At 40.0% G+C, this 24,662-nt stretch carries 24 protein-coding genes and 1 riboswitch; of the genes, 17 read left to right on the forward strand and 7 right to left on the reverse strand.

Features of this window, described 5'->3' with window-relative positions:
* Positions 1–175: 175 nt before the first annotated feature.
* Both V7121_RS24460 and V7121_RS24465 read right to left on the reverse strand, forming a co-directional pair.
* Positions 176–745 carry a competence protein ComK gene (locus V7121_RS24460; RefSeq protein ID WP_335548232.1) on the reverse strand — a complete coding sequence of 190 codons (570 nt, stop codon included), beginning with the start codon at positions 743–745 and terminating at the stop codon, positions 176–178.
* Positions 746–1,132: 387 nt separating this feature from the next.
* Positions 1,133–1,375 (reverse strand): hypothetical protein, encoded by a 243-nt coding sequence (locus V7121_RS24465; RefSeq protein ID WP_335502440.1) that lies wholly within the window; start codon positions 1,373–1,375, stop codon positions 1,133–1,135.
* Between the two features lie 453 nt (positions 1,376–1,828).
* Here V7121_RS24465 and V7121_RS24470 point away from each other — a divergent pair, with 453 nt between their 5' ends.
* From V7121_RS24470 to V7121_RS24480, 3 genes are all read left to right on the forward strand, one after another.
* The gene (locus V7121_RS24470; protein ID WP_335548213.1) at positions 1,829–2,302 is read left to right on the forward strand and encodes a VanZ family protein; all 474 of its coding nucleotides are present in this window, start codon (positions 1,829–1,831) and stop codon (positions 2,300–2,302) included.
* Positions 2,303–2,643: 341 nt separating this feature from the next.
* Positions 2,644–3,006, forward strand: a complete 363-nt coding sequence (locus V7121_RS24475) for a hypothetical protein (protein WP_335548214.1) — start codon at positions 2,644–2,646, stop codon at positions 3,004–3,006.
* A 227-nt stretch (positions 3,007–3,233) separates the two neighbouring features.
* Positions 3,234–4,784, forward strand: coding sequence for a histidine kinase N-terminal 7TM domain-containing diguanylate cyclase (locus V7121_RS24480; RefSeq protein ID WP_335502435.1), 1,551 nt, complete (start codon positions 3,234–3,236; stop codon positions 4,782–4,784).
* 106 nt (positions 4,785–4,890) lie between these two features.
* Positions 4,891–4,972: riboswitch (cyclic di-GMP riboswitch) on the forward strand.
* A 266-nt stretch (positions 4,973–5,238) separates the two neighbouring features.
* Here V7121_RS24480 and V7121_RS24485 read toward each other — a convergent pair.
* Positions 5,239–6,471 (reverse strand): EAL and HDOD domain-containing protein, encoded by a 1,233-nt coding sequence (locus tag V7121_RS24485; RefSeq protein WP_335548215.1) that lies wholly within the window; start codon positions 6,469–6,471, stop codon positions 5,239–5,241.
* A 272-nt stretch (positions 6,472–6,743) separates the two neighbouring features.
* On the opposite strand from V7121_RS24485, the gene V7121_RS24490 reads away from it, so the two are divergent.
* Both V7121_RS24490 and V7121_RS24495 read left to right on the forward strand, forming a co-directional pair.
* The gene (locus V7121_RS24490; RefSeq protein ID WP_335548216.1) at positions 6,744–7,130 is read left to right on the forward strand and encodes a response regulator; all 387 of its coding nucleotides are present in this window, start codon (positions 6,744–6,746) and stop codon (positions 7,128–7,130) included.
* Positions 7,123–8,046 carry a hypothetical protein gene (locus V7121_RS24495; RefSeq protein WP_335548217.1) on the forward strand — a complete coding sequence of 308 codons (924 nt, stop codon included), beginning with the start codon at positions 7,123–7,125 and terminating at the stop codon, positions 8,044–8,046. The genes V7121_RS24490 and V7121_RS24495 overlap by 8 nt, the downstream gene beginning before the upstream one ends.
* A gap of 252 nt (positions 8,047–8,298) precedes the next feature.
* On the opposite strand, the gene V7121_RS24500 is transcribed toward V7121_RS24495, so the two are convergent.
* From V7121_RS24500 to V7121_RS24510, 3 genes are all read right to left on the reverse strand, one after another.
* Positions 8,299–8,802, reverse strand: a complete 504-nt coding sequence (locus tag V7121_RS24500) for a hypothetical protein (RefSeq protein WP_335548219.1) — start codon at positions 8,800–8,802, stop codon at positions 8,299–8,301.
* 209 nt (positions 8,803–9,011) lie between these two features.
* Entirely contained in the window at positions 9,012–10,253 is a 1,242-nt protein-coding gene (locus V7121_RS24505) for an MFS transporter (RefSeq protein WP_335548221.1), read from the reverse strand.
* Between the two features lie 36 nt (positions 10,254–10,289).
* Positions 10,290–11,237 (reverse strand): L-lactate dehydrogenase, encoded by a 948-nt coding sequence (locus tag V7121_RS24510; protein WP_335502422.1) that lies wholly within the window; start codon positions 11,235–11,237, stop codon positions 10,290–10,292.
* Between the two features lie 488 nt (positions 11,238–11,725).
* On the opposite strand from V7121_RS24510, the gene V7121_RS24515 reads away from it, so the two are divergent.
* Positions 11,726–12,652, forward strand: coding sequence for an ADP-ribosylglycohydrolase family protein (locus V7121_RS24515; RefSeq protein ID WP_335502419.1), 927 nt, complete (start codon positions 11,726–11,728; stop codon positions 12,650–12,652).
* A gap of 197 nt (positions 12,653–12,849) precedes the next feature.
* Here the strand turns inward: V7121_RS24515 and V7121_RS24520 are convergent, their stop codons facing one another.
* Positions 12,850–13,476, reverse strand: coding sequence for a DUF421 domain-containing protein (locus tag V7121_RS24520; protein ID WP_420490637.1), 627 nt, complete (start codon positions 13,474–13,476; stop codon positions 12,850–12,852).
* A gap of 164 nt (positions 13,477–13,640) precedes the next feature.
* Between V7121_RS24520 and V7121_RS24525 the strand changes: the two genes are divergently transcribed.
* From V7121_RS24525 to rbsB, 11 genes are all read left to right on the forward strand, one after another.
* Positions 13,641–14,351, forward strand: a complete 711-nt coding sequence (locus V7121_RS24525; protein ID WP_335502414.1) for an N-acetylmuramoyl-L-alanine amidase — start codon at positions 13,641–13,643, stop codon at positions 14,349–14,351.
* 351 nt (positions 14,352–14,702) lie between these two features.
* Positions 14,703–15,740: a UDP-glucose 4-epimerase GalE gene (galE, locus tag V7121_RS24530; RefSeq protein ID WP_335548223.1), complete on the forward strand. Its 1,038-nt coding sequence runs from the start codon at positions 14,703–14,705 to the stop codon at positions 15,738–15,740.
* Positions 15,741–16,006: 266 nt separating this feature from the next.
* Positions 16,007–16,462 carry a hypothetical protein gene (locus tag V7121_RS24535; RefSeq protein ID WP_335548224.1) on the forward strand — a complete coding sequence of 152 codons (456 nt, stop codon included), beginning with the start codon at positions 16,007–16,009 and terminating at the stop codon, positions 16,460–16,462.
* Positions 16,459–17,325 (forward strand): tetratricopeptide repeat protein, encoded by an 867-nt coding sequence (locus V7121_RS24540; protein ID WP_335548225.1) that lies wholly within the window; start codon positions 16,459–16,461, stop codon positions 17,323–17,325. Before V7121_RS24535 ends, V7121_RS24540 begins: the two co-directional genes overlap by 4 nt.
* Positions 17,312–18,517 carry an AAA family ATPase gene (locus tag V7121_RS24545; RefSeq protein ID WP_335548227.1) on the forward strand — a complete coding sequence of 402 codons (1,206 nt, stop codon included), beginning with the start codon at positions 17,312–17,314 and terminating at the stop codon, positions 18,515–18,517. Before V7121_RS24540 ends, V7121_RS24545 begins: the two co-directional genes overlap by 14 nt.
* 364 nt (positions 18,518–18,881) lie before the next feature.
* Positions 18,882–19,886, forward strand: a complete 1,005-nt coding sequence (locus tag V7121_RS24550; protein WP_335502404.1) for a LacI family DNA-binding transcriptional regulator — start codon at positions 18,882–18,884, stop codon at positions 19,884–19,886.
* Positions 19,876–20,781, forward strand: coding sequence for a ribokinase (gene rbsK, locus V7121_RS24555; RefSeq protein ID WP_335548228.1), 906 nt, complete (start codon positions 19,876–19,878; stop codon positions 20,779–20,781). Before V7121_RS24550 ends, rbsK begins: the two co-directional genes overlap by 11 nt.
* Entirely contained in the window at positions 20,778–21,173 is a 396-nt protein-coding gene (gene rbsD / locus V7121_RS24560; RefSeq protein ID WP_335502401.1) for a D-ribose pyranase, read from the forward strand. Before rbsK ends, rbsD begins: the two co-directional genes overlap by 4 nt.
* Before the next feature lies 1 nt (position 21,174).
* Positions 21,175–22,677: a sugar ABC transporter ATP-binding protein gene (locus tag V7121_RS24565; protein ID WP_335548230.1), complete on the forward strand. Its 1,503-nt coding sequence runs from the start codon at positions 21,175–21,177 to the stop codon at positions 22,675–22,677.
* Entirely contained in the window at positions 22,674–23,612 is a 939-nt protein-coding gene (locus V7121_RS24570; RefSeq protein WP_335502397.1) for an ABC transporter permease, read from the forward strand. Before V7121_RS24565 ends, V7121_RS24570 begins: the two co-directional genes overlap by 4 nt.
* Before the next feature lie 23 nt (positions 23,613–23,635).
* Positions 23,636–24,574, forward strand: a complete 939-nt coding sequence (rbsB, locus tag V7121_RS24575; RefSeq protein ID WP_335502395.1) for a ribose ABC transporter substrate-binding protein RbsB — start codon at positions 23,636–23,638, stop codon at positions 24,572–24,574.
* The last annotated feature ends 88 nt before the right edge of the window (positions 24,575–24,662 follow it).

Genomic DNA, 24,662 nt, shown 5'->3' on the forward strand with positions numbered 1-24,662 from the left:
AGTTCAATTACAAACACCCCAACTACTTTAAGTTAGGGTGTTTGTAATTGAACTGGTGAATAGATAGACTCTTCAACTTCTCTTTGGCCGGATGAGCCAGCTATTTTCAGGATTTGTTCTAGTTCCTAAACTATTTCGGAAGCATTCATATTGATGATTAAACCAACTGATACGTTTATTTTTGATGATCTTCTAGGTTACTAAAATTAAATTTTCCTTGATTCTCTTTGGATAGCGGCTGCTTTCTTGAGGGATCGAAATAAAAAAGGATTGGCTCTGGCTGACTTACTCCTTTCACCGTTATCTGCATTAATTGTTTGGCTTGGAGAATCTTATTATTAAAGGAAGTTAATCTTGTATCAACGATAATCGAATGACCGTTACTTAATTCAACCTCCGTTTTTGCCCCTATCGCTTTTGTTCTCACGATATGTTCAGGATTAAACCAAATACAGTCGGACTTATATGGTGATTTGTTTGGAAACAGACAAATACCTAAGTAAGGGTTAATGATTATTGGGCACCCCACGCGCTCTCCTAGAATGTTCTTTGCACTGGACATTGCCCCTCTCAGGTCATAGCCTATGTATACTAAATTATCATCTAATAGTTGTAAGGGGGTTTGGTCGACAAGAAAAGACACTCCTCCTGTCACAACTCGCGTACATAGCGTACCATAACCATCATATTCTCCTGTTAATAAGATCATTTTTTTTTCAACAAAATAGCTCTTTTGAATAATAATAGTCTTCCTCTCCTTTCAATCTGATTGATTTGGAAAAAGGCTTACCTACTACTATAACTGTCATGTACTGCTGGGTGGAAAGGAAGACTGTGCGCTCATTTAGTGTGTGGACGATCCCTAACTACCTTGGCAGCTTGCGGGTAGATTGCTCACTTAGCATGTAAGATTCTTTCACTATTTGCTTTGCCGAGATTATTCTGTGAATGAAATCTGGTTTGTCTCTCATATTAATTAAATAATAAATAGGACTTTCTGACCATAGACTATAGTGCGAAAATTCATCAAAATCCCCCTATTTTTTGACAATCTAGTGACAAAAACTGCGGCTGGCCCTCAAAGGATTGTCAATAAAAAACCATGCTGTTTTTTCAGCATGGTTAAGATAGTTTATGATTCTGGTAGGGCTAACAATAAGCCGTGAAATTCCTTAACGGCTAGCATGACGCTTCCTTTTTTCGTTGAATGGAATCCAGTTCCTATTAAATAATCAGGTTGAATGAAGCTACAATTTGCGAAGCTTTTGTAGCCGCCTGGGACGGTGAATATTTCGACCGTGATGATGAAGCCGCTGCTTATGTACATTTTGATAACTTCAAGTTCGTCACATTTTACTTTTGTCACTACTCGCATACAATAATCCTCTCCACCCTAAGGCTTTTGTAACTTTCATAACCCCTTCATCATCTAGTATAAACGAAAATACAATCCCCAGTTCAATGAGGATTTGACAATTTTCAAAAATTTTCGAAATTTATATGCACTGATTTTAAAAAATAAACGGAAAAATTCCGCTTATATTGGGAAATACCCATATTTCCTTAAAAATAAGGGGAGTTTTTCCGCTTATATGAATCAAATCTTTGGATTTTATCATAATTAGACCAGGTAACCGGAATATCTCCGCTTATTTCTGCTTCTTAAGCTTCCTCTATATACATTAGCCGGAAATACTCCGCCTATGGATTCTCATACCCAAATTTTTAAAAAAGGAACATAGTGTTTGATAATTTTATTCAAGGCAGGAAAATGGTAGAATAAACTTTAATTACTTTTTTTATGTTAGATGTAGGAATGGAGAAAGTCATGTTGAACCATCGAAAACTCGGTTATCTTTTACCATGGATAATAGTAGTCCTAATGATGCTGCTTATCTTTAACCTATCTGCACAACCAGCACAGAACTCAGACCATCTTAGCTTAGGCGTAACCGAACGAGTGATTGAACTCTTAAATCAGATTTTTCCAAGCACGGAATGGAACTTAGATTACCTAAATCATGTGGTAAGAAAAAATGCACATTTTTTTATTTACCTTGTGCTTTCTATATTGGTGCAAATTGCAGTAAAGAGAAGTAAGATCATCGGCTTTAAGAGAATTTTGTTTGTCCTGGGAATCTGCGTTCTTTATGCGTCTTCTGATGAAATACATCAGCTATTTGTATCTGGGAGAGGGGCGCAAGTGAAGGATGTATTCATTGATAGTGCAGGGGCATTGTTGGGAATCGTTATTTATTGGACTGGAACAAAACGGTCATCACTCCACTCCGCTAAAGTTTAACGTGTTAAAGGGGAAGTGTCCGACACCCACTACCAAAATCAGAAATCCCCTCCACGCCATGTGGAGGGGATTTCTTTTTATATAATTAGAATTTTTTAATATAAATACCGTTTTTATCGAACAAGTAAACGCCCGAGCGGTAAAAGAGGGACGGTCTCATTTACCGGAGAGGAGGAAAAAGTAAGCGAGAGGTAAAAGAGGGACGGTCTCATTGACCGGGGAGGGGAGAAAAGTGGCCGAGCGGTAAAAGAGGGGAAACATGAACCTACAATGGCTAGCTTCAATAGGGATTTATTAGCGATCGGATACTGGACACCATCATTGGGGTGATTATCACCCTATTGATTCACATGCTGTTCGCACCGCCAGACTTTACGAAAAAAGCTGTTGCCTCCACCGAAAAATTAGCTCTTCAGCTTTCTGAAATACTTATGGAGCTCTCCGAATGGGTCAACATGGAATGGGGAGGAGAGAAGGGAAATGTAATGGTGGATAAAGTCAATCAACTATTACAGGAAATACATACAACGAAAAATACGCTATACCTGGCAGTAAAAAGCTTCAAATTCAATCTTTTTGGTAAAAAGCATGCGGCCACTCTTACCATTTACCAATCGAATATGGAAAAGATAAACAAGGGATACCAGTATGTTTCAACCATAGTCGGAACTTTAAAAGACTGGGAAAAGGCGGGGGATTATTAGAATTCTGTAGGTTTTGGAAAAACTTATCTGATCTTGTAGTGAAAATCACTATTTTCCTGTTGTTAGCTATTTGGTTAAGTGATGTTTCGCTGTCTTAATGGAATGGATGGATACAAATTTGAAACCGATTGACACAAGTGAAAATATATGTCCAATAAATATCCACTTTTATATGTATGTGTGCTACATTAAGGTAAAAGAGTTTTATTCAAATGAGGTAGTCAAAAGTGAATTCGCATTTAACGGCTTATATAGCTCTTGTTTGTACATCAGGCGTACTTAATTTGTATTTATGCTTAAAAGTATTTGTAAAGCGTCCTTATTATCGGAATATCGCTCATTTTTTCATTCTCTATACCGCGTCCATCACCATTTATTGTTTTGCTTCGGCATTTGGCTTAATGGCAACGTCGCTTGAGCAAATAAAGGTATCGACCATGATTCAATATATTGGCATGCCAGTTTCATCCCCTTTGGGATTATTGTTTATCATGCAGTATTTAGGAATGGAACTAACGAAAAAAAGGTGTATAGCTCTTCTTACCATCCCGTTCGTTACTTTGGTAATGATGATGACCAATGATTTTCATCATCTTCATTATCGAGTGTTTGAAGTGGATCCCGTCTTGGGAGCTCCTTATATTCATCAGGAGATTGGCATATGGTATATCATCCATGGCGTGTTCACTTTTGGCTGTATGTTTGTTGCTTTTTTATTAGTTCTTTCTCGTTGGAATGAAACAGGAAAGGTTTATCGGCCACAGTTAATTTCGTTAATGTGGGGTCAACTCATTCCAATGCTAACAGCTTTTCTTTATTTAATCGGATTCACACCTCCAGGGATTGATCCAGTACCTATGGTTTTATGTCTATCCTCTCTGTTATATTTATGGTCTATTAACTCATCCCGTTTGTTTACGATTATGCCGATTGCGAAAGACACGATTTTTAATAGTATAAATGATGGTGTCATTGTGCTGGATGAATCCAATCGACTCATTGAGTTTAACGAGGCGTGTAAGAATATGTTTCCACTATTAAATAAATCCATGTTTGGGATGGACTTTGAAAAGGTTTGGTTATCACTAGGAGGCAATTCCTTTCCTTTTCAATTAGAGACGGCATCGTTCATGGGGGAGATACAATTAATTGACGATCACTCGCAGCATATCTATCAGGTTCGGACCTCTTCCTTGCAACATGCCCATAATAGTAAAGGTGTACTAATTATTTTTACCGATATCACAGAGCTAAAAAGTCTCCAGGTAAAGTTAGAGCATATGGCTTATTATGATGAACTTACCCAAATTTATAATCGACGAGCCTTTTTTCAGAAATGCGAGCAACAGCTTGCCGAAGCAAAGAAGCTTTCTTCGCCGTTAACGATTATTTTGATTGATATCGATTACTTTAAAAAAGTGAATGATACCTTTGGTCATAACGTTGGAGACCAAATGCTTAAACATGTAGTAAACGTTTGTCAAACGCAATTGAAGGAAGACGTGCTGTTTGCTCGCTATGGCGGGGAGGAGTTTGTCCTTGCGCTGAAGGGAAGTACGGGATTAGATGGAGAAGCGCTAGCCAATCAATTGCGCAAATCTATAGAAACACAGCCTTTATTGACTACCGAAGGAGTTATTTCTGTGACTTTCAGTAGTGGAGTCGCTGAGGCAACGGAAGAGACAGAGGAGACACTTTATCAAATTTTGAACAGAGCGGACCAAGCTTTATATTTAGCAAAACGAGAAGGACGTAATCGAGTGCGGGTTTATGCATAAATATGGTGTCGGACACAAAATGTTAAACTTTGTCGATAGAAGTCGAATGGTTCATCTATCAAAAGTAATCCTACAATGCTACTATCTAATTAGATATGTAAACTATCTCTGATAAAGGCAAACCTATTGAAAAGTAGGGACGCAAAGTCACAGGTCTAAGGTGAAACTATGATGGCTGGGCTGCCGGATTTATTCATTCAAAAGGAGTTGTTCTATTTGAATTTTAAATCCATCCTGTGTTTCTTTCGTAGGCGACATAAGTATAGTTATTACACTAGTAAATGCATCAGATGTGGTAAGCCAAGTAGAACTATGTATGATTAATTTGAACCTTAGGGTTCTTTTTTTGTTTACGACTTTTAGAAAAAGAACGAATAAAAGAGGACTAGTAATTAGTCCCCTTAGACGTGCTAATCAAATGCTTCTAGCCCTTTTGAATTGGACTAGAGCCCTTTTAATCCACCATTAAGTTATTTGCCCATTTAAATGCTTGCGAATAGCAATCCAAGGCAACATGATCTGGTATTTGCAGCTTTTTACACCACAGACTAACCTCTTCCCATGCACCTCTTCCAATCGAAGTAATTAAATCTAAGGTGTCTTTCATTTGATTTGATTTTCCTAATAAGGCTTCACAAATGTCCTCTTGAAGGGGCATCAAATGCAGGATCTCATCCATCTCCATCCCTAACAAGGCATCCATTAGTGAAAACAATCCGGTTAAGAAATAGGAAGAGGATTCTTTGCGTTTCCTTTTATGTAACGAAATAAGTTCACATACCTTTGCCCGAATGAGACTATCGTTGAACAATTCTCTAGACCACTCATTTTTTTCCGTGATGGTTCCCCTTACGAAAAGAATATAGAGCCATTTTTTGAGTTCTTTTAAGCCAATCCGGATAATCGCTTGTCTAATTGAATTTATTTTACTAATCGAACCGTATGCAGTGGAATTACTTAATTTCAGTAGCTTATAAGATAATGATACATCTTGTTCAATTAACTGGGTGATTAAATCGAGATCCGGTTCATTCTGTGATAAATGATTGATGATGATAAAGTAATTTTGGAAATACTCCGGTACTTCATGCGTAGTTAGAATCTCAGGTTTGGAAAAATAGTACCCTTGAAAATATTTATATCCGTATTTTACCGCTGATTCAAATTCCTCTAATGTTTCGATTTTTTCGGCGAGCAAGGAATAGTCGTATTTCTGGGAAAGCCTTTCGAGGATTCCCCTCATGTGAGGCTTAGTACTTCTAAAATCCACTTTTACAATATTAGCGAGCTCTAATAGTTGAAAGTAATAGGAATTATCCTTTTTTAAGACAAAGTCATCTAGGGCAATTTGGTAACCCTTACATTTTAGTTCTTTGCAAATATCCACTATTTCTGGTGTTAGCTCTACGGTTTCTAATATCTCTACGACAATTTCATTTGGGTTGAGATAGGTTGGTAGCCTTAGTTTCAGTAGATTGTCAGTAAAGTTAATAAAACAAATTTTTCCATTCGAAATTTCATTTATTCCTATATTAATAAAACTATTAATGATGACTTCGGTCGTTGCTGCATCTCCATTAATAGCAGGAAATCTATTCTGTTGATTGTTCCGATATAGTAATTCATAAGCAAATATTTCTTTTGTTTTTGTGAATATTGGCTGTCTGGCAACAAAAACCTCCATCATACACACCTCAATTTCTCGCATCTAGACTATTATAATCACGGAATTTTATTGATAACTCTTTCTCAATATGCAGAGAATATTACAATAACATTATCTATAAAGTAAATATATAGTAAAATTTGCATCAACTCAAACGATTTGTGAAAATTTTGAAAAATATTGTCAAAATGGAACTAATGATATCGAATTTTCATGAGAATTTAGAAGGAGAAAGTTATGGGTCTGTGGAACTATTAACTATTAACATCTTAAAGTCTAAGGAGTTGACGAATATGGAAAATTATTTAAATGTTTTAATTTGTGACGATTCTTTATTAATACGAAAAAAATTAAGAGATACATTGGCTAAGTGTAAATTCAAGGAAATATTCGAGGCTGAGAATGGGAATGTAGCGGTTGAAATGGTGAAGGATCATAACCCTGATTTAATCTTTATGGATATTGTCATGCCAGAAAAGGATGGGATTGAAGCATTAAAAGAGATTAAGTCTATCTATCCGAACACTAAAGTAGTCATGGCTTCCTCTGTGGGAACTAGTGAACTTCTCAAAAAGGCACTTGAAAATGGTGCGTATGATTTTATTCAGAAGCCGATCAAACAGGAAGCTGTTTTTAATTTAATTGAAAAGGTTTTGAAGGAGGGACGGGTGAATGTTTAGTCAATCTTTCGGACACTATTTATTAAATCATGGCTTAATCACAAGAGAACAATTAACAGATGCCTTAGAGTTTCAGAAATCTGTTCATGTAAGGTTTGGGGTTATTGCTGTTGATGAGGGCTATATGATGCCTGCACAGGTAGAAGAAGTCCATATGAAGCAAAAGCAGGTAGATAAACGCTTTGGTGAGATTGCGACAGAACTTGGCTATTTAACCGATAAACAAGTGGAGACGCTAGTATCTAAACAGAAGCAAAATCACTTATTCTTAGCTCAAGCACTTGTTGACCGTGAGTATATGACGATTGATCAATTCGGGGCTGCTTTAAATGATTTTAAAAATGCGTATAGCCTATCAGATGATCAATTTGAAGCCATTAAGAGCGGTAATATTGAAACTTTAGTGGAAAAATTTCTCGATACACAAGGTGCTGAGAAAAAAGTTATTTACGGAAAGTATCTTTCCTTGTTTGCAAAACACCTGATCCGGTTTGTTGATGACCAAGTATACTTAGAGGTAGCAGCGCAAATGCTTCCGCGGCATGCAAATTGGTTTGTTCATCAGGAAATTATCGGAGAATCACCACTTTTCACTGCCATCGCTGCGAATGAAGAAGTGTTTTTGCATATAGCTTCCCAATTTGCAGAGGAAAAGCTAACCGAAGTAGATGAACTTGCGAAAGCATCGGTTTGCGAGTTTTTAAATTTAACTAACGGTGTTTATTTAGTGAATATGTCGAATTGGGGCATTGAGCTAACTATGAAGCCGCAAGCGGCTCTTGAAAGTGCACTTGTAGATGGGGAGTCATTTGTGGTGACCGTGAATACTTCGAAGGGTGCCTTCCAGTTACTTCTTTCGGACCAGCCAGAGCGTATTTCAATCGAGCCGAAGATCAAAAGTGAACAGACAGTGTAAAGGGTAAAATACATTGTGAAAATACTGAGGGGATACTCCCTTGGTATTTTTTTGTTTTCCGAAAGGATTAAAGGCATTGAAGAAGCACAATTGTTTATGGTAGGAATTCTTCTATTCTATTTTACGCGCATAAATAAGCATTGCAATGAACGTCTTGTCACTTTAGGCAAGGCGTTTTTAGTTGCGGGTGTAAACTGGGGGATGGTTCTGGTGATTTTTGCATGAGAACCTTCCCAGTAGTTTATTGTCAAACTAAATAAAAATAAACATATGTAATAGAAATATTCCTAGAAACACAAACGCTGTGATGAGGTGGAATTTGCGGCGGAAGCCGGATGCTTTTTTATGGCGTAGATAACCAGCAACCAAGGTGAACGAAAGGGATGCTATAGCAAGGTAACCAGTTATCAGCTTTAAATGAGTAAATCCAATAATTGGGCCAAGTTTATATAGGTTGATGAATGCATGCCCAATAATGATTGTCGTCGCGATGAGCGCAATCTTAATATGCCACTTCATTAAATAGCGGGAAAACTTGGCCAGGCTGATTTTCACCTTGCGAACTGAGGTTTTTCGAATCACTAGAAAAATGAAATACATATTGAGATTAACTAGAAAGAGAATCATGCCTATCTGCGCTAAGAGCTGTGCTGCAATCAACAGGGAGCTATCATGCGGGCGGAAAAACCAAATATAAACCATTGAAAAGACGATTGCAGCAAGGTTTCCAAACATCCAAAGTCTATAGTGCACCATGAATCCCCCTTCCTATATATTATCTTTACCCAGGGCGGGAATATCTCTTACCGTTATTTTACCATGGACATGGGAAAATTGCCCAAGAGGTAAAAGAGGGGGTGCTTCATTGACCGGGGAGATAAAAAAAACGGCCTCTCGGTAAAAGAGAAGCCGAGAGGCCGTTCCTAATGGTATAATAACCAGTCGACCCCATCCCTGTGGCAACATTATGCTGCTTTCTTGAGTACGACTTCCTGTTTTCTTGTTTCTGGGAAGGTCGCAACCAAAAAGATGTACGCGCTGGATACGGCGATAAAGAAGATCATTGCCGGCGTGTAGCCGGATGCGCCTAGAATGAAGCTCCACACAATTGTTGCTATCGTTTGGCCCGCATAGGCGATTGCCCAGAATAGGCCGAACATAATCGTCAATTTTTGTGGCGTCATCCCCTTTAACTCATGAGGCAGATTCAAAAAGATTGGGTACTGGATGTACATGGCAAAGCCCGAGATTGCAATCAGTGTGTACGAGAGAAGCGGAACTTTATTCGCAAACACGATTGCTAGGGCAAAGGTTCCTACCATGACGATTCCTGAAAACAGGAGCGTCGGCTTCCGTGCTACCCCTTTATTCCCGATTCGAATTCCGGCGAAGGTACCGAGTATGCCGAAGCCAGAGATTAGCAGATTCGTAACTGATCCATTTAATAACGTATATTGATCGAATATGGCTTTAAAGCTCACTAGCGATAAGACATACAATGTTAAAAAGGAAGCAAATGCTAGGCCGTAGCGCCAAAGGAATCCGTCCTTAAGGGCGTCTTTATAGCCATATTTCTCAGCTTTTCCACCATTATCTCTTGTTTCAAAGGTCTCCGCTTTCCAGAGCCAGGCGATAAAAAACAAGATGGTTAATGAAGCAAAAAATGTTAATGTTAAACGCCAGTTGGCCACCATTTGCTTGGCGAAAACCGTAAACAAGACGGCCACAATAAAGGCACCTGCATTATAGGCCACTGTATTGGCCGCATTAATGCGCAGTTTAACTTGAGAATTTTTAACATAGTGGGCGACGATGGGATTCATGTAGACAATGACCATCGAGCCGCCTACAGCCATTACCATTCTAGCTGCTGTATACGCCCAATAATTAGGCAGGTAAATCGCGACAAGCCCCATCATTAAAAGTCCAATCGCGACACCTGCTGCTTTTCTGGGTCCTAATTTCATGAGGACCATCGCTGCTAAAATATTCGCAAATACACGAGCGGTCGTAATCGAATAATTTACTAATTGAGATATAATCGGATCCACTGGCCCACCGAAAAAGGTTTCGGTAATTTGCGGTGTCAATGAAGAACCGGCTACCCAGTTCATCGCAAAGGTTACATACGCTAGCCATAAGACGGCCATCATAAAATAACCTTTTTTTGTATGATTGATCGTTTCCATATCTTCATCTTCTTTCATGAGTGCTTTCATCTACTTTTTTTAAAATGCAAATTTCTAGAGGACCGGTTTCATTGTTTCTTTTAATACCTTGACTGAGTGGTTAAATTGTTCCTTCTCTTTTTCATTAAGATTAATTTCAAGCACTTCACGGATTCCGCCACGGTTAATAACGGCAGGAACACCGATAAATACATCCTGTTGTCCATATTGTCCATCCAGATAAGAGGATACTGTCAGGATACAGTTTTCATTGTTTAAAATTGCCTTCGTGATTCGAACGAGGGACATTCCGATTCCATAGTACGTGGCGCCTTTTCGTTCAATAATGTGATATGCGGCATCACGGACATTCACGAAAATATCTTCTAAGGATTGTTTATTTATTTTTTCAGGTGGTAGTTCTTCCAGTCTTTCCACACCCACTGCCGCACGGCTCCAAACGGGTAGTTCTGTATCGCCGTGTTCTCCGATGATATAAGCATGAACGTTTCTGGTGTCCATGTTGAAATGCTGGCCCAGCGCAAAGCGGAGGCGCGCAGAATCTAGAACAGTTCCGGAACCTATCACACGTTCTTTTGGCAGCCCGGATTCTTTCCAAGTCACATAGGTTAAAATATCAACAGGATTGGTGGCGACTAGAAAAATTCCGTCAAATCCACTGTCCATAATGTTTTTGACAATTTGTTTAAAAATTTTCGTGTTCTTTTCTACTAAATCTAATCGGGTTTCACCAGGTTTTTGAGCCAATCCAGCGGTAATCACAACTAAGTCCGCTTGTGCACAATCTTGATAAGAACCGCTCCAAACCTTGATAGGGGACGGAGCAAATGGAATACCGTGGTTAAGGTCCATCGCTTCACCTACTGATTTTGCCTCATTCACATCAATAAGAACTAATTCTTCGGCAACGCCTTGATTTATCATCGAATAAGCATAACTGCATCCTACAGCACCAGTTCCAACTAAGACCACTCTGTTTACTTTTTTATTACGATTTTCCATGATGTTAATCTCCTTTATCAGACGATTTTTTTTTAGTTGCTTTTTCATACCTGCTAGATTAGTAATTTGAACTGCTGATTAACAACTTCACGGTGTTAGTATATCACTAAGTTTGTGAATGATTTCACAAGTAATGTGACAGTTATATGAACTTTTTTAAGAAAGCCTTTACATTTTCAAAAGTATGGTTACGGTTTCATAAGAGGTAGGGGGAGGAAGTTTACTTTTCGTTCAACCGAGCATTTATCAGAGACTTTATTAGGGATTCGAGAAGGTAATCTTGGATCTTGGTGGTGTTTATTACCTATTAGTGAAGACTTATGACATGTAATTGACTGCTTATTACATCTTTTTTGAGATAAATGACATCAATTCAATCACTTATTACCTATATACCAAAACTTACGACATTTGTTGGAAATCCACTGGAAAATATCAAACTTTTAAGCCACAATGGTATGTAAAGAATCTAGTATGGAGGAATGAGGATGGGAGATTTGAATATGTTCGATAAAATCAAAGGTGGTCTTTTTGGGTTAGCAATTGGTGATGCGTTAGGTGCGACAACAGAATTCATGTCTCCAGATGAAATTAGGAAAGAACATGGTCAGGTGACTGCGATTATTGGCGGGGGAGTCTGGAAAGTGATGCCGGGGGAAACCACGGATGACACGGCCATGACGATGGCTGTGGCTAGAGGAATCATGGCGAACCCCGGTAATCCCATTGAAGAAATAGGCAAGCACTTTTTAAAATGGCGCGATACCAAGCCGAAAGATATTGGCATCACGATTAGTGTGGCCTTTGGAAATTACCATGGTGACTGGTTTGAGGCTGCGGAAAGGACTCACCAGCAGTTGGATGGAAAAAGTGCGGGAAATGGGAGCTTGATGAGGTGCCTACCGATTGTGTTTGCTTTTTCAGACCAGAAGCGGATAGATGAGATATCGGTCCTGCAGTCGAAGATGACTCATTATGATGATGTAGCCTCGGAGGCTTGTGTGATTTACAACCGGATTGCTAGAAGAGTTTTAGAAGGGGAAGAATTAAAAGCTTCTATAGTAACAGAAGTGAAGAATACGCGGTATGAACAGGGGCTTTTTGAAAAGCCAGATTGCCCGCCTGATGGGTTTGTTGTTCATACGATGAAGTGGGTATTATTTTGGCTCCTCACTAGTAAAAATTTTGAGGAAGTGGTCATTGGTGCCGCAAATATGGGGAATGACAGCGACACGATTGCCGCTATCGCTGGTGGTCTGAAGGGAATTGAAGTTGGATATAATCAATTGCCATACGAGTTCAAAAGTAAACTTCTCGATCGTTTACAACTTGAGGAAATCGCAACCCTCATTTATGAAAAGAGAGTCCATGGCACCTCATTGACTGAGGAGGCGGAAAAATGGACCGAGCGGTAAAAGAGGAGTTGTCTCATTTACCGGGGAGGCGGAAAAATAGACCGAGCGGTAAAAGAGGAGCCGTCTCATTTACCGGGGAGGTGGAAAAAACGTCCGAGCGGTAAAAGAGGAGTCTCTCATTTACCGGGGAGGCGGAAAAATCGCCCAAGCGGTAAAAGAGGAGCTGCTTATTTACAAAGGGACCTCTTCCCTTGCAGTTATTGCAAATATTTGGGATTCGTTTTTTGTGGATGATTGAGTTCATCAAATAAATTGTTTCCGCTACTTGCTTCAGCTTCCTGACTTCTTTTATCTATTGTTGCGGTCATCTCGTTGTCATTAAGGGCCTTAGCTAAATAGGTATCCATGAGCTTTTTAAACTCTCCCACCGTTAACGGCTTGGCGTCATCTTTCAATTCATATCCAAGCAAGCCGTTCGGTTCAATGGTTGCATACTTAATATCCTCCATTTTAGTAATTCCCGCGTTCCTCATTCTCATTTCGAGCTGGTCAACGGTTAAACGAAGCTTTTTTAAGTTTTGCGGTACGAGTACACCATTCTCAATGACAATTTTAGATTTACCAGTAATAAACTTTTCAAACGCATTGGACTTAAGTTGGAAATAATCAAATATCCAGACTGATGCTACAAAAACGGCAGCCCCTCCAATCGCCTTAAACAAACTCTTTTCAACGATTGGTTGAACAATGATGGTTCCAATTGATAACATAAGAATCGTTTGAGAAAGAGTCATTTGTGCAATCGATTTTCTTCCGGAAATTCTTAACAATAAAATTCCTGCGACAATTAAAACGAAAGATTGCCAAATAAACGATAAATCCACGAAAATCACCCTTTTTAAGATTATCTTATTATCATGTCAAAAATGGTTTATAATTATGAGTCATTAAGGTATCGCTAAAGTCACTTCAATTTTAGAAGTGGGCGGGTAGGGGATTGCCAGCAAATCATCCCCTTTGGGAACCCAATTTTTATAGGAGGATTTTCATGAAAAAGGCTATTTTTATGATTGTTATTATTATGTTGATTTTTAGTTCAATTGGTATTAATGTGGGGCAGGCATCATCAAAGGGACCGAAAACCATTTGTATTGACCCTGGGCATCAAGGTCATCAAAACCTGGGTAAGGAGCCGATTGCCCCAGGTTCGAAAATTCGTAAAGCCAAAGTATCTTCAGGAACGATGGGTGTGGCCACGAAGAAACCAGAATATAAACTTACTCTGGAGGTCGCGCTTAAATTACGCGATGCCTTAAAGAAAAAGGGATATAAGGTGTTTATGACACGAACAAAGCATACCGTAAATGTCAGCAATGTTCAGCGGGCCCAATATTGTAATCAGAAGCGCGCCGATTTAACGATACGAATCCATGCGGACGGAAGTACAAATAAGAATATTCAGGGTCTATCCGTTTTATATCCAACGGGAAAATCGACCAAAAAGGTAAATCAAACTAGCAAAAAGGCAGCTCAATTTATGCTGGCTGAATCCATTAAGGCTACGAAAGCCAAAAAGGCCTATCGAACGGGACTGATGCCAAGAAAGGATCTATCCGGTTTTAATTGGTCGACCACCCCTGTGATCCTCGTTGAAATGGGCTTCATGACCAACCGGTCTGAAGATCGAAAACTATCAACAAGCAGCTACCAAAAAAAGCTTGTTCAAGGGATGGTTAATGGTGTTGGGAGATATTTTTAGGAGTGTAACAGTGGGGCAGTTCTTATATTGAAGACCGGCAGCTCCCAAAATGAGCCAACGGGGTAGCCAATATGGCTCATTGACGACTGTAAGCTCCCAAAGTGAGCCAACGGGGTAGCCAATAGGTCTCATTGACGACCGTAAACTCAAAAAGTGAGTCAACAGGGTAGTCAATCGAGTTTATTGACTACCGCTTGCCTCCAAAAATGATGCAATTGGGGAGTCAATCGGAAACCCCCAGCCAGATTTTGGGATGCAATGATTTGATTCTTTTATGTATAATAGGTTAAGAGTTTACTATTGATTACATATATAGTATAAATAGGTACTTTTTAAAGGAGAGTTTATAAAATGGCTATTTTAGTAACAGGCGGTGCTGGATATATTGGCAGTCATACATGTGTAGAGCTGCTATCGGCTGGATATGAAATTATTGTTGTTGATAATTTTTCTAACAGTAAGCCAGAATCCTTGAATAGAGTGAAAGAGATTACGGGCAAAGACCTCACCTTTTATGAAGTGGATTTGCTGGACCAGAGTGGTCTTGAAGATGTGTTTAAAAACCATTCGATTGAGGCCGTCATTCATTTTGCCGGGTTAAAGGCGGTGGGGGAGTCCGTTTCGATCCCACTCCATTACTATCATAATAATATTACAGGCACACTTATTCTTTGTGATGTGATGGAGAAATATGGTGTCAAGAATCTTGTGTTCAGTTCTTCGGCAACTGTATATGGCATGCCAGACCGGATGCCGATTTCTGAGGATTTCCCGCTAAGTGCAACTAATCCCTATGGCCGGACGAAGCTAATGATTGAGGAAATCCTTCGCGATTTATATGTGGCCGACTCTAGTTGGAGCATTGCATTATTGCGTTACTTCAATCCAATTGGTGCGCATGAGAGTGGCCGAATTGGCGAAGATCCGAATGGGATACCGAATAATTTAATGCCATTTATTACGCAAGTGGCTGTTGGGAAAAGGGCAGAGTTACAAGTGTTTGGTCACGATTATCCAACGGTGGATGGCTCGGGTGTCCGTGATTATATTCATGTCGTGGACCTTGCCTTGGGCCACTTAAAAGCACTTGAACGAGTCAATTCTACGACCGGTGTCGATGCTTTTAATCTAGGAACCGGGACTGGATATAGTGTATTAGAGATGGTCGCCGCATTTGAAAAAGCAGCGGATGTGACCGTTCCTTATAAAATTGTCGAGCGCCGCCCTGGAGATGTGGCTGTTTGTTATGCCGATCCTGCGAAGGCAAAAAATGAACTGGGCTGGACCGCCACAAGGGGAATCGAGGACATGTGCCGAGATTCTTGGAAATGGCAGAAAAACAATCCGAATGGATATGAAACTGAGAAATTAGTAGAGACCAATAAATAATGTTAAAAGGAAACAGAAACACCAAAGTGGTGGGGCTGTTTCCTTTTTTTGCAAGAGGTGCCAGGGGCCGGTCTGGTGGCAAAAACTTCAACCTCAAATCTAGCATGAAACCCGTTCCTATGATTTAGGATGGATACCGTTTTAATCTGATTAAACCTAACCATTAATAGGGAAGGTTGTTAATAAATTGTAAAAAAATAAGATTGCATTCGTCCTATAAATAAGTAAAGTTAGAATTAAAGCTTTCAATTATTAAGGGGGACATTATGTCTAAAATGAATGCATTATTACAGCCATCCATTGAGAAGGATTGGAGGGAAACGAAAAGCTACGATATACAACGCCTATTATGGGTTGCTTTTATCGGTGGACCTATTCCTTTGATGGTGTTAGGAACAAGAAACGCAAAGTGGTTGAATGTTCGACAGCTGCATATTAATCTGTTAATCTTCCTTGGCATTATTATGGAAATTGGTGAATGTGCCATCATTTATTTATTTGCCAATGGAACATTATCTGCCGAAGACAGAGTCATGAGATACCTCTTGAAGCTGGCATCGATTCTTCTCTTTCTGGGTTATCGAGCCGTTCTGACCAAGCCATTCCAACAGCATATGGTGACGAATGGAAACATCACCAAAATATTAAAACCCGCAATTGTCTGGATTCTGCTGGGTGGGGTACCGGAACTGATTGTTTTGGCCCTAGGTTTATTGGGATGATCAAAGAAAAGGAAACGAGGATTATCCAACATTATTTTGAACTGGATCGCTACGAAGAGGCAGTTCCTTCCATTGAAAAACTGTTTACAAACGATCCCCTCGATCCTGATGCTTTTTACTATATGGCTGTTGTTCACTTTTCAAAATGTGATTATGAGTCAGCCAGAAAAATGTGTGAGCAGGCGCTTTACAACGGTTTTGATTCTGTCCCATGTTATTACCTAATTGGACAGGCGTATGAAGAGGAAGGGAATTTCCAAGGTGCTGAAGAAGCTTATTTATCCGCACTTGAGCTTGAACCTGAAAATGGTGATATTCTTGCCTCCTATGGATACTTAATGGTAAAGGTCGGTTTTGAAGATAAAGCACTTCAATTACTGGAAGAGGCAAGAAGGGTTGCACCATCGAGTGAAAGAGTCAATCAGCTTATTCTTCAGTATTATTTTGCGAAATCTGACCAAAATCAACAATTGCTTTATATCCAAAAAGTAATGGAGAGTGCAAGCAGTGAAATTGTAGTTCTGGTAAATTTGGGTTTTTTTCATGCCTTGAAAAATGAGGACAAAGCGGCCATGGAGTACTTTCGGCAAGCTTTTTTACAGGATCCAACAAATACGGATCTCCTTAAAATTTTGGAAGAATACAATCAGTTGACCCATCCATTATTTTTCCCCCAGCGCGTAATCAAAAAAGCTGGTGGACCTGCTATTATCTACACGCTGTTTATGGTAATCGCCATCCTGCTATTTTTCTTGAAGCAATATCTTGTGCTTTTGCCATTCGCAGCAATATATATTGTGTTGTGTATCTACACCTGGATTACCCCATTCTTTTATAAGAGGTTTCTCAATGGAAAAATATGAATTATATCGTGTCATGATCGAAAGAGATCCGGAAAATGCGCAAGCTTGGTTTTTATTGGGGGAAGAATGTCTTGAACAGAATCAACTGGCAGAAGCCTTGAATGCCTTTTCCCTTTCTATGAAGGATCATAAAATGAAAAATTTAGTAATAACCAGTCTAAGAAAATATTTGCTTGAGAGCGAGCCTGAAACTGTGCTAGAACCCGAGCCGGAACCAGAACTGGAACTAGAAACAGAACTAGAAACAGAACTAGAACCCGAACCTGAGCCCTTACCCGTTCAATTAAAATTGATTCAGGGGAAGGTTGTTTCCATCGAGGAGCGGCTGCCTAAAAAGGTTACTTTTTCAAATGTTGGCGGACTTGAAGAACTGAAAAAAACAATCGACATGAAAATCATCAAACCCTTTGTCAATCCAGGTCTGTTTGCAAAGTTTCGTAAAAAGTCGGGGGGAGGCATCTTATTATATGGACCTCCCGGATGTGGAAAAACCTTTATTGCTGAAGCGACGGCCGGGGAATGCGGAGCCACTTTTTATCCAATCCAAATAGCTGATATCTTGGATCCCTACTTTGGTGTCAGTGAGCAAAAGCTTCGCGATGTGTTTGAAACCGCCCGTGCCAATCGTCCAGCGGTATTGTTTTTTGATGAGGTGGACTCTTTAGGCTACAGCAGGTCCAAAGCGCATTCCGAGCATACGAGTACACTAGTGAATACGATGTTGGCCGAGATGCAAAGCATCCATACTGGAATGGATAAACTGCTTGTTATTGGTGCTACCAATATGCCATGGGATGTAGACGCTGCCTTCAAGAGACCAGGCAGATTTGATAAATTGGTTTTTGTCGGCCCGCCAGATCAAGAAGCCCGAAAAGTCATTTTTAAATTAAAATTAGCAGGAAAGCCCGTCGAGAATGGATTGGATTTAAATCTTCTTGCTGAAAAAACTAAGCATTTTTCCGGAGCAGATATTGAAAATGTAGTGGAAAATGCCATTGAAAATATCATAGTGGAGATTATTGAAAATGGTGCAGAGCGTCTTCTACGTATGGAGGATTTGCTTCAGATTATTGAAAACACCAAGCCTACAACGGTGGAATGGCTGAACACCATTAAGAATTATATTAAGTTTTCCAACCAAAGCGGCTTGTACAATGATGCTGCGAAATATCTAAAGGAAAATTATTTGTAATAAGCATAGAAAAATGTGTGAAGAAACGGGTGCACCAAAAGATTTACTCTTGGGCACCCTCTTTTATAAAGCTATTCATTTTTCTTAGCAAAATTACCAAGAAAGGTATTGACTTCAAAGCCATTAGCACCTAAAATAAAAATGCAAGCGATTACAAAATAATTATTCGTTCTATTAAAATATTTTTTTGATCAGTATGTAACGGGTTACATAGGTAGTTAGTACAAATTGAACCACTTTTTTTTACAAAGTGTGTAACGGGTTACATAAGTAGATTAGTATAGATAGAAACCTTTTTTTTAAAAGTGTGTGTAACGGGTTACACACTTTGGAAATGTTTCATTAATAGGAAAGGGGGAACAGCATGAGCACTATTAAAGATGTAGCAGCTGCAGCGAACGTGTCTGTTGCCACTGTTTCTAGAGTTTTAAATAATAAAGGATATATCAATGAGGATACCAGAAAGAGAGTTCTGCTCGCTATTTCTGAATTAAATTATGTGCCCAATGAAGTGGCAAGAAGTCTTTTTAAGAAACAGTCAAAGACGATTGCCCTCATTGTCCCGGATATTAAAAATCCATTTTTTCCTGAGGTCGCACGAGCGATTGAGGATGTGATGAGCAGTCAGGAGTATACATTAATCCTTTGCAATTCCGATGGGAAAGTCGAAAAGGAAATCATGTACCTGGATGTGATGAAGCAGAAATATGTGGATGGGATTATTATTGTCACGAGTACGTTAACGCCTAAACATATTGAAAAGAGGGACATCCCGATTGTGGCGCTGGACCGTCCAATTAGTAGCGACTTGCCCTCTGTTTCCGTTAATAATCTGGAGGGAGCGAGGGAAGCCGTTCAGTATTTGAAAAAGATTGGCTGCAAAAAAATCGCTCATATCCGTGGGCCGCACGCGATTAGCAATGCGGACGAACGGTATAAAGGCTACTTAGCTGAAGTGGAGCACGAGCCATGGTTTCATCCTGATTTAGTGGTCGAAGGAAACTTTCATGTGGAGCAGACGACGGAGGCAACGACAAGATTATTAATTAAGAACCCCGATATTGATGGAATCTTTGCGGGGAACGACTATATGGCGGTTGGAGTATTAAAGGCGGCAACCAAGCTAGGGATCCGGGTGCCTGAGGATCTATCGTTAATTGGCTTTGACGGGATCCAACTGAGTCAATTAACTAGTCCCGAAATTACCACGATGGCCCAGCCCATCTACGAGCTAGGTTTTACAGCCGCAGAGTTATTGCTGCATTTGGTTGAGGGAAAAACGGTTCTAAAGCTTGATCATCAGTTTCAAGTTTCATTGAGGAAAGGCCAATCTACAAAGGCTTTAGGAGTGAATACAGTTGAAAAATAAAAAAATAACAGTTATCGGCAGTATCAATATGGATTTAGTGACGAGTACCAATCGTGTCCCAATCCTTGGGGAAACAGTGATGGGTGAATCCTTTCATACAATTCCAGGAGGAAAAGGTGCAAATCAGGCGGTGGCAGCTGCAAGGTTAGGCGCGGATGTGACGATGATTGGTTGTGTCGGCCAAGATTTATTTGGTCAAGACTTATTGAAGCATTTAAAAGCCCAGGGTGTAAATGTGGAGCATGTGGAACCGGTTACAGATTCTTCAACAGGTATTGCCGCGATTACTATCTCTAATGGTGAGAACCACATTATTGTGATTCCGGGTGCGAATTATCATGTGACACCAGTGTTTGTTGCATCGTTTGAGGACGTGATTGCTGCTAGCGACATCTTGTTACTTCAACTCGAGATTCCACTTGAAAGTGTAGAAAAAGCCGTCGAACTTGCAAGTAAGCATCGGGTAAAGGTGGTCTTGAATCCGGCACCGATTCAGCCGCTTCCGAAGGCATTATTAGAAAAGGTTGATTATCTGACTCCTAATGAGTATGAACAACAATTGCTCTTTGATTCGATTGAATGGACAGAGGAAGAGCGGCAAGAGATGCTGAGGAAATGTATTATTACCAGAGGCTCAAGGGGGATTACTTTTTATCAAGATGAAAAAGTGGAGATACCCAGCTATAAAGTAGACGTAGTGGATACTACGGGTGCAGGGGATTCCTTTAATGGGGGATTCGCGTATGCCATTTGTCAAGGGGCGTCTTTGAAGGAGGCTTGTCAGTTTGCATCGGCTGTTGCGGCCCTTTCTGTTACAAAGCTTGGAGCCCAGGGCGGCATGCCAACAATGCAGGAAGTTCAGGATTTTTTACGGGAAAGGAATGAAATCGTATGAAGAAAAACGGCATTTTAAATAGTCACATTTCCGAAGTTCTCTCTAAACTTGGTCATACCGATACCATTGTCATTGCTGATTGCGGGCTGCCCATCCCTGAAGAGACGATCCGAATTGACCTTGCACTTGAAATAGGGACTCCTTCTTTTATGAAAACACTGCAAGTGATTTTAGCCGATATGGCAGTAGAAAAAGTAACGCTTGCCGATGAAATCAAGGAAAAGAATCCTGTTGTTCTGAACCAGGTTAGCAATCTAGTAGATGGTATTCCCATGGAGTATCTCTCTCATGAGGATCTAAAGTCGTTAACGAAGAAGGCAAAAGCAGTGATTCGGACTGGGGAAGCAACTCCCTATGCCAATATCATTTTACACGCAGGAGTGATTTTCTAATATGAACCTCACACCTATCATTGAAATGAAGGGCATCAGCAAAGCGTTTTCTGGAAACAGGGTTTTGGATCGAGTGGATTTCCGGCTTTTACGAGGGGAAATCCATGCCCTGATGGGGGAAAATGGAGCAGGGAAATCAACGCTGATTAAGATTTTAACCGGTATCTATGAACGGGACGCTGGTCAGGTTTTTATCAAAGGAAAAGAGACTCATTTTAATAATCCGAAGGAAGCAGAGCAAGCGGGGATTGCTGTGATTCATCAGGAGTTAAATATTATTCCTTATCTCACTGTCTATGAAAATATGTTTCTTGGCAAAGAGCTTACGGTAGGTAGGTTTGGGATTACTAGAGATAAAGAAATGAAGCGAAGGACGAAAGAATATCTAAATCGCTTAGGAATAGAGATTGATCCGAATACGGAAGCAGGAAATTTATCCGTCGGTCAACAGCAAATGATCGAAATTGCTCGGGCGGTTGCGGCCAATACCGAGGTCCTTATTATGGATGAGCCAACAGCTGCACTGACTGATCGGGAAATTGAGGCGCTTTTTAAGGTGATTTCCTCGTTAAAAGAACAAGGTGTCGGGATTGTCTATATTTCTCACCGGATGGAAGAGATTTTTCAAATCTGTGACCGAATTTCTGTCCTTCGTGATGGACAGTTCATTGATAGCAAAGAGGTAGCCAAGACCAACTTTGATGAAATTGTCAAATTAATGGTCGGACGGCAGCTGGGCGAGCGTTTTCCAGAGCGCGATACGAAAATTGGCCAAGAACGATTCAAAGTTGAAAATTTAACGAGCAAAGGCTGCTTTGAAAAAATAAGTTTTTCCGTTCATCAGGGGGAAATTGTTGGTGTCGCGGGTCTGATGGGTGCGGGCCGCAGTGAAATCATGCAGGCCATCTTCGGTTATCGCTCCCTTGATGACGGTAAGATGTTCATTGATGGCAAGGAAGTAACAATCAAGTCACCGCACGCGGCGATTAAAGCTGGAATTGCCTTTGTGACGGAGGATCGAAAAAGCCAAGGGCTGATTCTCGACCTCTCTGTTCGTGAGAATTTCACGATTACCACACTTGATAAAATTTCTAAAAATAGTGTGATATCGACAAAAACAGAAATGAACCTGGTCGATGAAATGATTGAAAAGCTCCATGTCAAAACCTCCGGCCGGGAAATTACTGTCAAATCCTTAAGTGGCGGGAATCAACAAAAGATTGTCATTGGTAAATGGTTAGGAATCGAACCGAAAATATTAATTCTTGATGAGCCAACACGCGGGGTCGATGTGGGGGCGAAGAAGGAAATCTATCAATTAATGAACGATTTAACGAAACAAGGAGTTTCCATTATTATGGTTTCGTCTGAGTTGCCTGAAATTTTAGGGATGAGTGATCGCGTGCTCGTGATTCATGAGGGGAAATTAGCTGCCGTTCTTAACAAGTCTGAAGCAACGCAAGAAAATATTATGCAATCTGCCACTGGAGGGAGTAACGAATGAAGTCCTCAAAGTTCCAAATCATACAAAAGCTAGGTCCGTTAATTGGATTAATCGTCATTACAGTCATCCTATCAATCGTCAGCTCTAGCTTTCTAACCTTAGATAATATCTTTAATGTGCTGCGCCAGGTGTCCATTAACGCGTTAATTGCTTTTGGTATGACATTCGTCATTCTAACAGGTGGAATTGATTTATCCGTGGGCTCTATTTTAGCCCTATCGTCAGCAATCACTGCCGGGATGTTAGCCAATGGGATGGACCCTACGCTCGCAATGCTGATTGGTTTAGGAGCAGGTGCGGTTATGGGTGCGATCAATGGTCTATTTATCACTAAAGGAAAAGTTGCTCCGTTTATCGCGACACTGGCAACAATGACGATTTTCCGCGGGCTTACCTTGGTTTATACGGATGGTCGACCGATTACCGGCCTTTCAACGAGTTCATTTTTTGAAATCATGGGCAGAGGGTATTTTGGCTGGATTCCAGTTCCTGTTATTTGGATGCTCGTCTGTTATCTGATTCTTTACTTTATCTTGAAAAAGACCACCTTTGGCCGCAGAGTTTACGCAATTGGCGGAAATGAAGAGGCATCGATCTTATCTGGAATCAAGGTTACGAATGTGAAAATTTGGATTTATTCGATTACAGGAACACTTTCTGCACTAGCAGGAATCATTCTTGCCTCGAGATTGGATTCTGCGCAGCCTACTGCTGGTACCTCTTATGAACTGGATGCGATTGCATCAGTTGTTTTAGGCGGGACAAGCCTTTCTGGCGGTAAAGGATGGATTTTCGGAACATTGGTTGGGGCACTCATTATTGGTGTTTTAAATAATGGTTTAAATTTAATGAATGTCAGCTCCTTCTACCAACAGGTAGTTAAAGGAGGTGTCATCCTACTAGCTGTCTTGCTTGATCGTAAAAAAACTGCTTAATAAAATTATGGGGGAATATAAAGATGAAAAAGCTATTTAAAGGATTTCTGTTTTTAACATTACTTATGGTCGTTTTAGCAGGTTGTTCTACAAAGGCACCATCATCTTCTTCAGAAAAGCATTCATCGAAAGACATGAAAGACGCTAAATTAAAAGTTGGTCTATCCATTTCAACTTTAAACAATCCTTTCTTTGTTTCATTAAAAGAGGGTGCGGAGAAAGAAGCAAAATCACAAAATACTGAGATTATTACAGTTGATGCACAAAATGATTCTGCTAAGCAAGTAAGTGATATTGAAGACCTTATTCAAAAAGGTGTCAACGTATTAATTGTCAATCCAGCTGATTCTGATGCGATTAAAGCAGCAATCGAATCTGCAAATAATGCAAACATTCCAGTGATCACGGTTGACCGTAGTGCAAATGGTGGAACGGTTGTATCCCATATCGCTTCTGACAACGTGGCTGGCGGTAAAATGGCTGGTGATTTTATTCTTGAAAAGTTAGGCAAAAAAGGTAAAGTCGTCGAATTAGAGGGAATTCCAGGTTCTTCTGCAGCACGTGAACGAGGAGAAGGATTCCACAAAGCAATTGATGGTGTTACTGATATTCAAGTGGTTGCCAAGCAAGCAGCAGATTTTGACCGTGCTAAAGGTTTAACCGTAATGGAAAATATCCTTCAAGGCAATAAAGATATCCAAGCAGTGTTTGCTCACAATGATGAAATGGCGTTAGGAGCTCTTCAAGCATTAGAGGCAGCAGGATTAAAAGATGTTATTGTTGTCGGTTTTGATGCAACAGATGATGCGGTAAAAGCAGTTAAGGATGGAAAAATGGCAGCAACAGTAGCTCAAAAGCCTGAGGAAATCGGCCAAAAAGGCGTACAAACAGCTATGAAGGTATTTATGAAGGAATCCGTTGATAAGTTTGTTCCCGTGTCATTGGATTTAATTAAAAAGTAATTGATTAAGATATCGTAGTTTCAAAGGAGAAGTGTTCAAGCACTTCTCTTTTTTTTGATAAAAAATAATGTATGATGCCCGTGAAGTC

The sequence above is a fragment of the Neobacillus drentensis genome, from assembly GCF_036962125.1.
Classification (GTDB): domain Bacteria; phylum Bacillota; class Bacilli; order Bacillales; family Cytobacillaceae; genus Neobacillus; species Neobacillus drentensis_B.

Excerpts from the sequence above, each read along its gene's own strand:
- V7121_RS24465 (WP_335502440.1), bottom strand. The coding sequence starts at position 1,375 with ATGCGAGTAGTGACAAAAGTAAAATGTGACGAACTTGAAGTTATCAAA.
- V7121_RS24470 (WP_335548213.1), top strand. The coding sequence starts at position 1,829 with ATGTTGAACCATCGAAAACTCGGTTATCTTTTACCATGGATAATAGTA.
- V7121_RS24485 (WP_335548215.1), bottom strand. The coding sequence starts at position 6,471 with ATGATGGAGGTTTTTGTTGCCAGACAGCCAATATTCACAAAAACAAAA.
- V7121_RS24490 (WP_335548216.1), top strand. The coding sequence starts at position 6,744 with ATGGAAAATTATTTAAATGTTTTAATTTGTGACGATTCTTTATTAATA.
- V7121_RS24495 (WP_335548217.1), top strand. The coding sequence starts at position 7,123 with ATGTTTAGTCAATCTTTCGGACACTATTTATTAAATCATGGCTTAATC.
- V7121_RS24500 (WP_335548219.1), bottom strand. The coding sequence starts at position 8,802 with ATGGTGCACTATAGACTTTGGATGTTTGGAAACCTTGCTGCAATCGTC.
- V7121_RS24505 (WP_335548221.1), bottom strand. The coding sequence starts at position 10,253 with ATGAAAGAAGATGAAGATATGGAAACGATCAATCATACAAAAAAAGGT.
- V7121_RS24510 (WP_335502422.1), bottom strand. The coding sequence starts at position 11,237 with ATGGAAAATCGTAATAAAAAAGTAAACAGAGTGGTCTTAGTTGGAACT.
- V7121_RS24515 (WP_335502419.1), top strand. The coding sequence starts at position 11,726 with ATGGGAGATTTGAATATGTTCGATAAAATCAAAGGTGGTCTTTTTGGG.
- V7121_RS24525 (WP_335502414.1), top strand. The coding sequence starts at position 13,641 with ATGAAAAAGGCTATTTTTATGATTGTTATTATTATGTTGATTTTTAGT.
- galE (WP_335548223.1), top strand. The coding sequence starts at position 14,703 with ATGGCTATTTTAGTAACAGGCGGTGCTGGATATATTGGCAGTCATACA.
- V7121_RS24535 (WP_335548224.1), top strand. The coding sequence starts at position 16,007 with ATGTCTAAAATGAATGCATTATTACAGCCATCCATTGAGAAGGATTGG.
- V7121_RS24540 (WP_335548225.1), top strand. The coding sequence starts at position 16,459 with ATGATCAAAGAAAAGGAAACGAGGATTATCCAACATTATTTTGAACTG.
- V7121_RS24545 (WP_335548227.1), top strand. The coding sequence starts at position 17,312 with ATGGAAAAATATGAATTATATCGTGTCATGATCGAAAGAGATCCGGAA.
- V7121_RS24550 (WP_335502404.1), top strand. The coding sequence starts at position 18,882 with ATGAGCACTATTAAAGATGTAGCAGCTGCAGCGAACGTGTCTGTTGCC.
- rbsD (WP_335502401.1), top strand. The coding sequence starts at position 20,778 with ATGAAGAAAAACGGCATTTTAAATAGTCACATTTCCGAAGTTCTCTCT.
- V7121_RS24565 (WP_335548230.1), top strand. The coding sequence starts at position 21,175 with ATGAACCTCACACCTATCATTGAAATGAAGGGCATCAGCAAAGCGTTT.
- V7121_RS24570 (WP_335502397.1), top strand. The coding sequence starts at position 22,674 with ATGAAGTCCTCAAAGTTCCAAATCATACAAAAGCTAGGTCCGTTAATT.
- rbsB (WP_335502395.1), top strand. The coding sequence starts at position 23,636 with ATGAAAAAGCTATTTAAAGGATTTCTGTTTTTAACATTACTTATGGTC.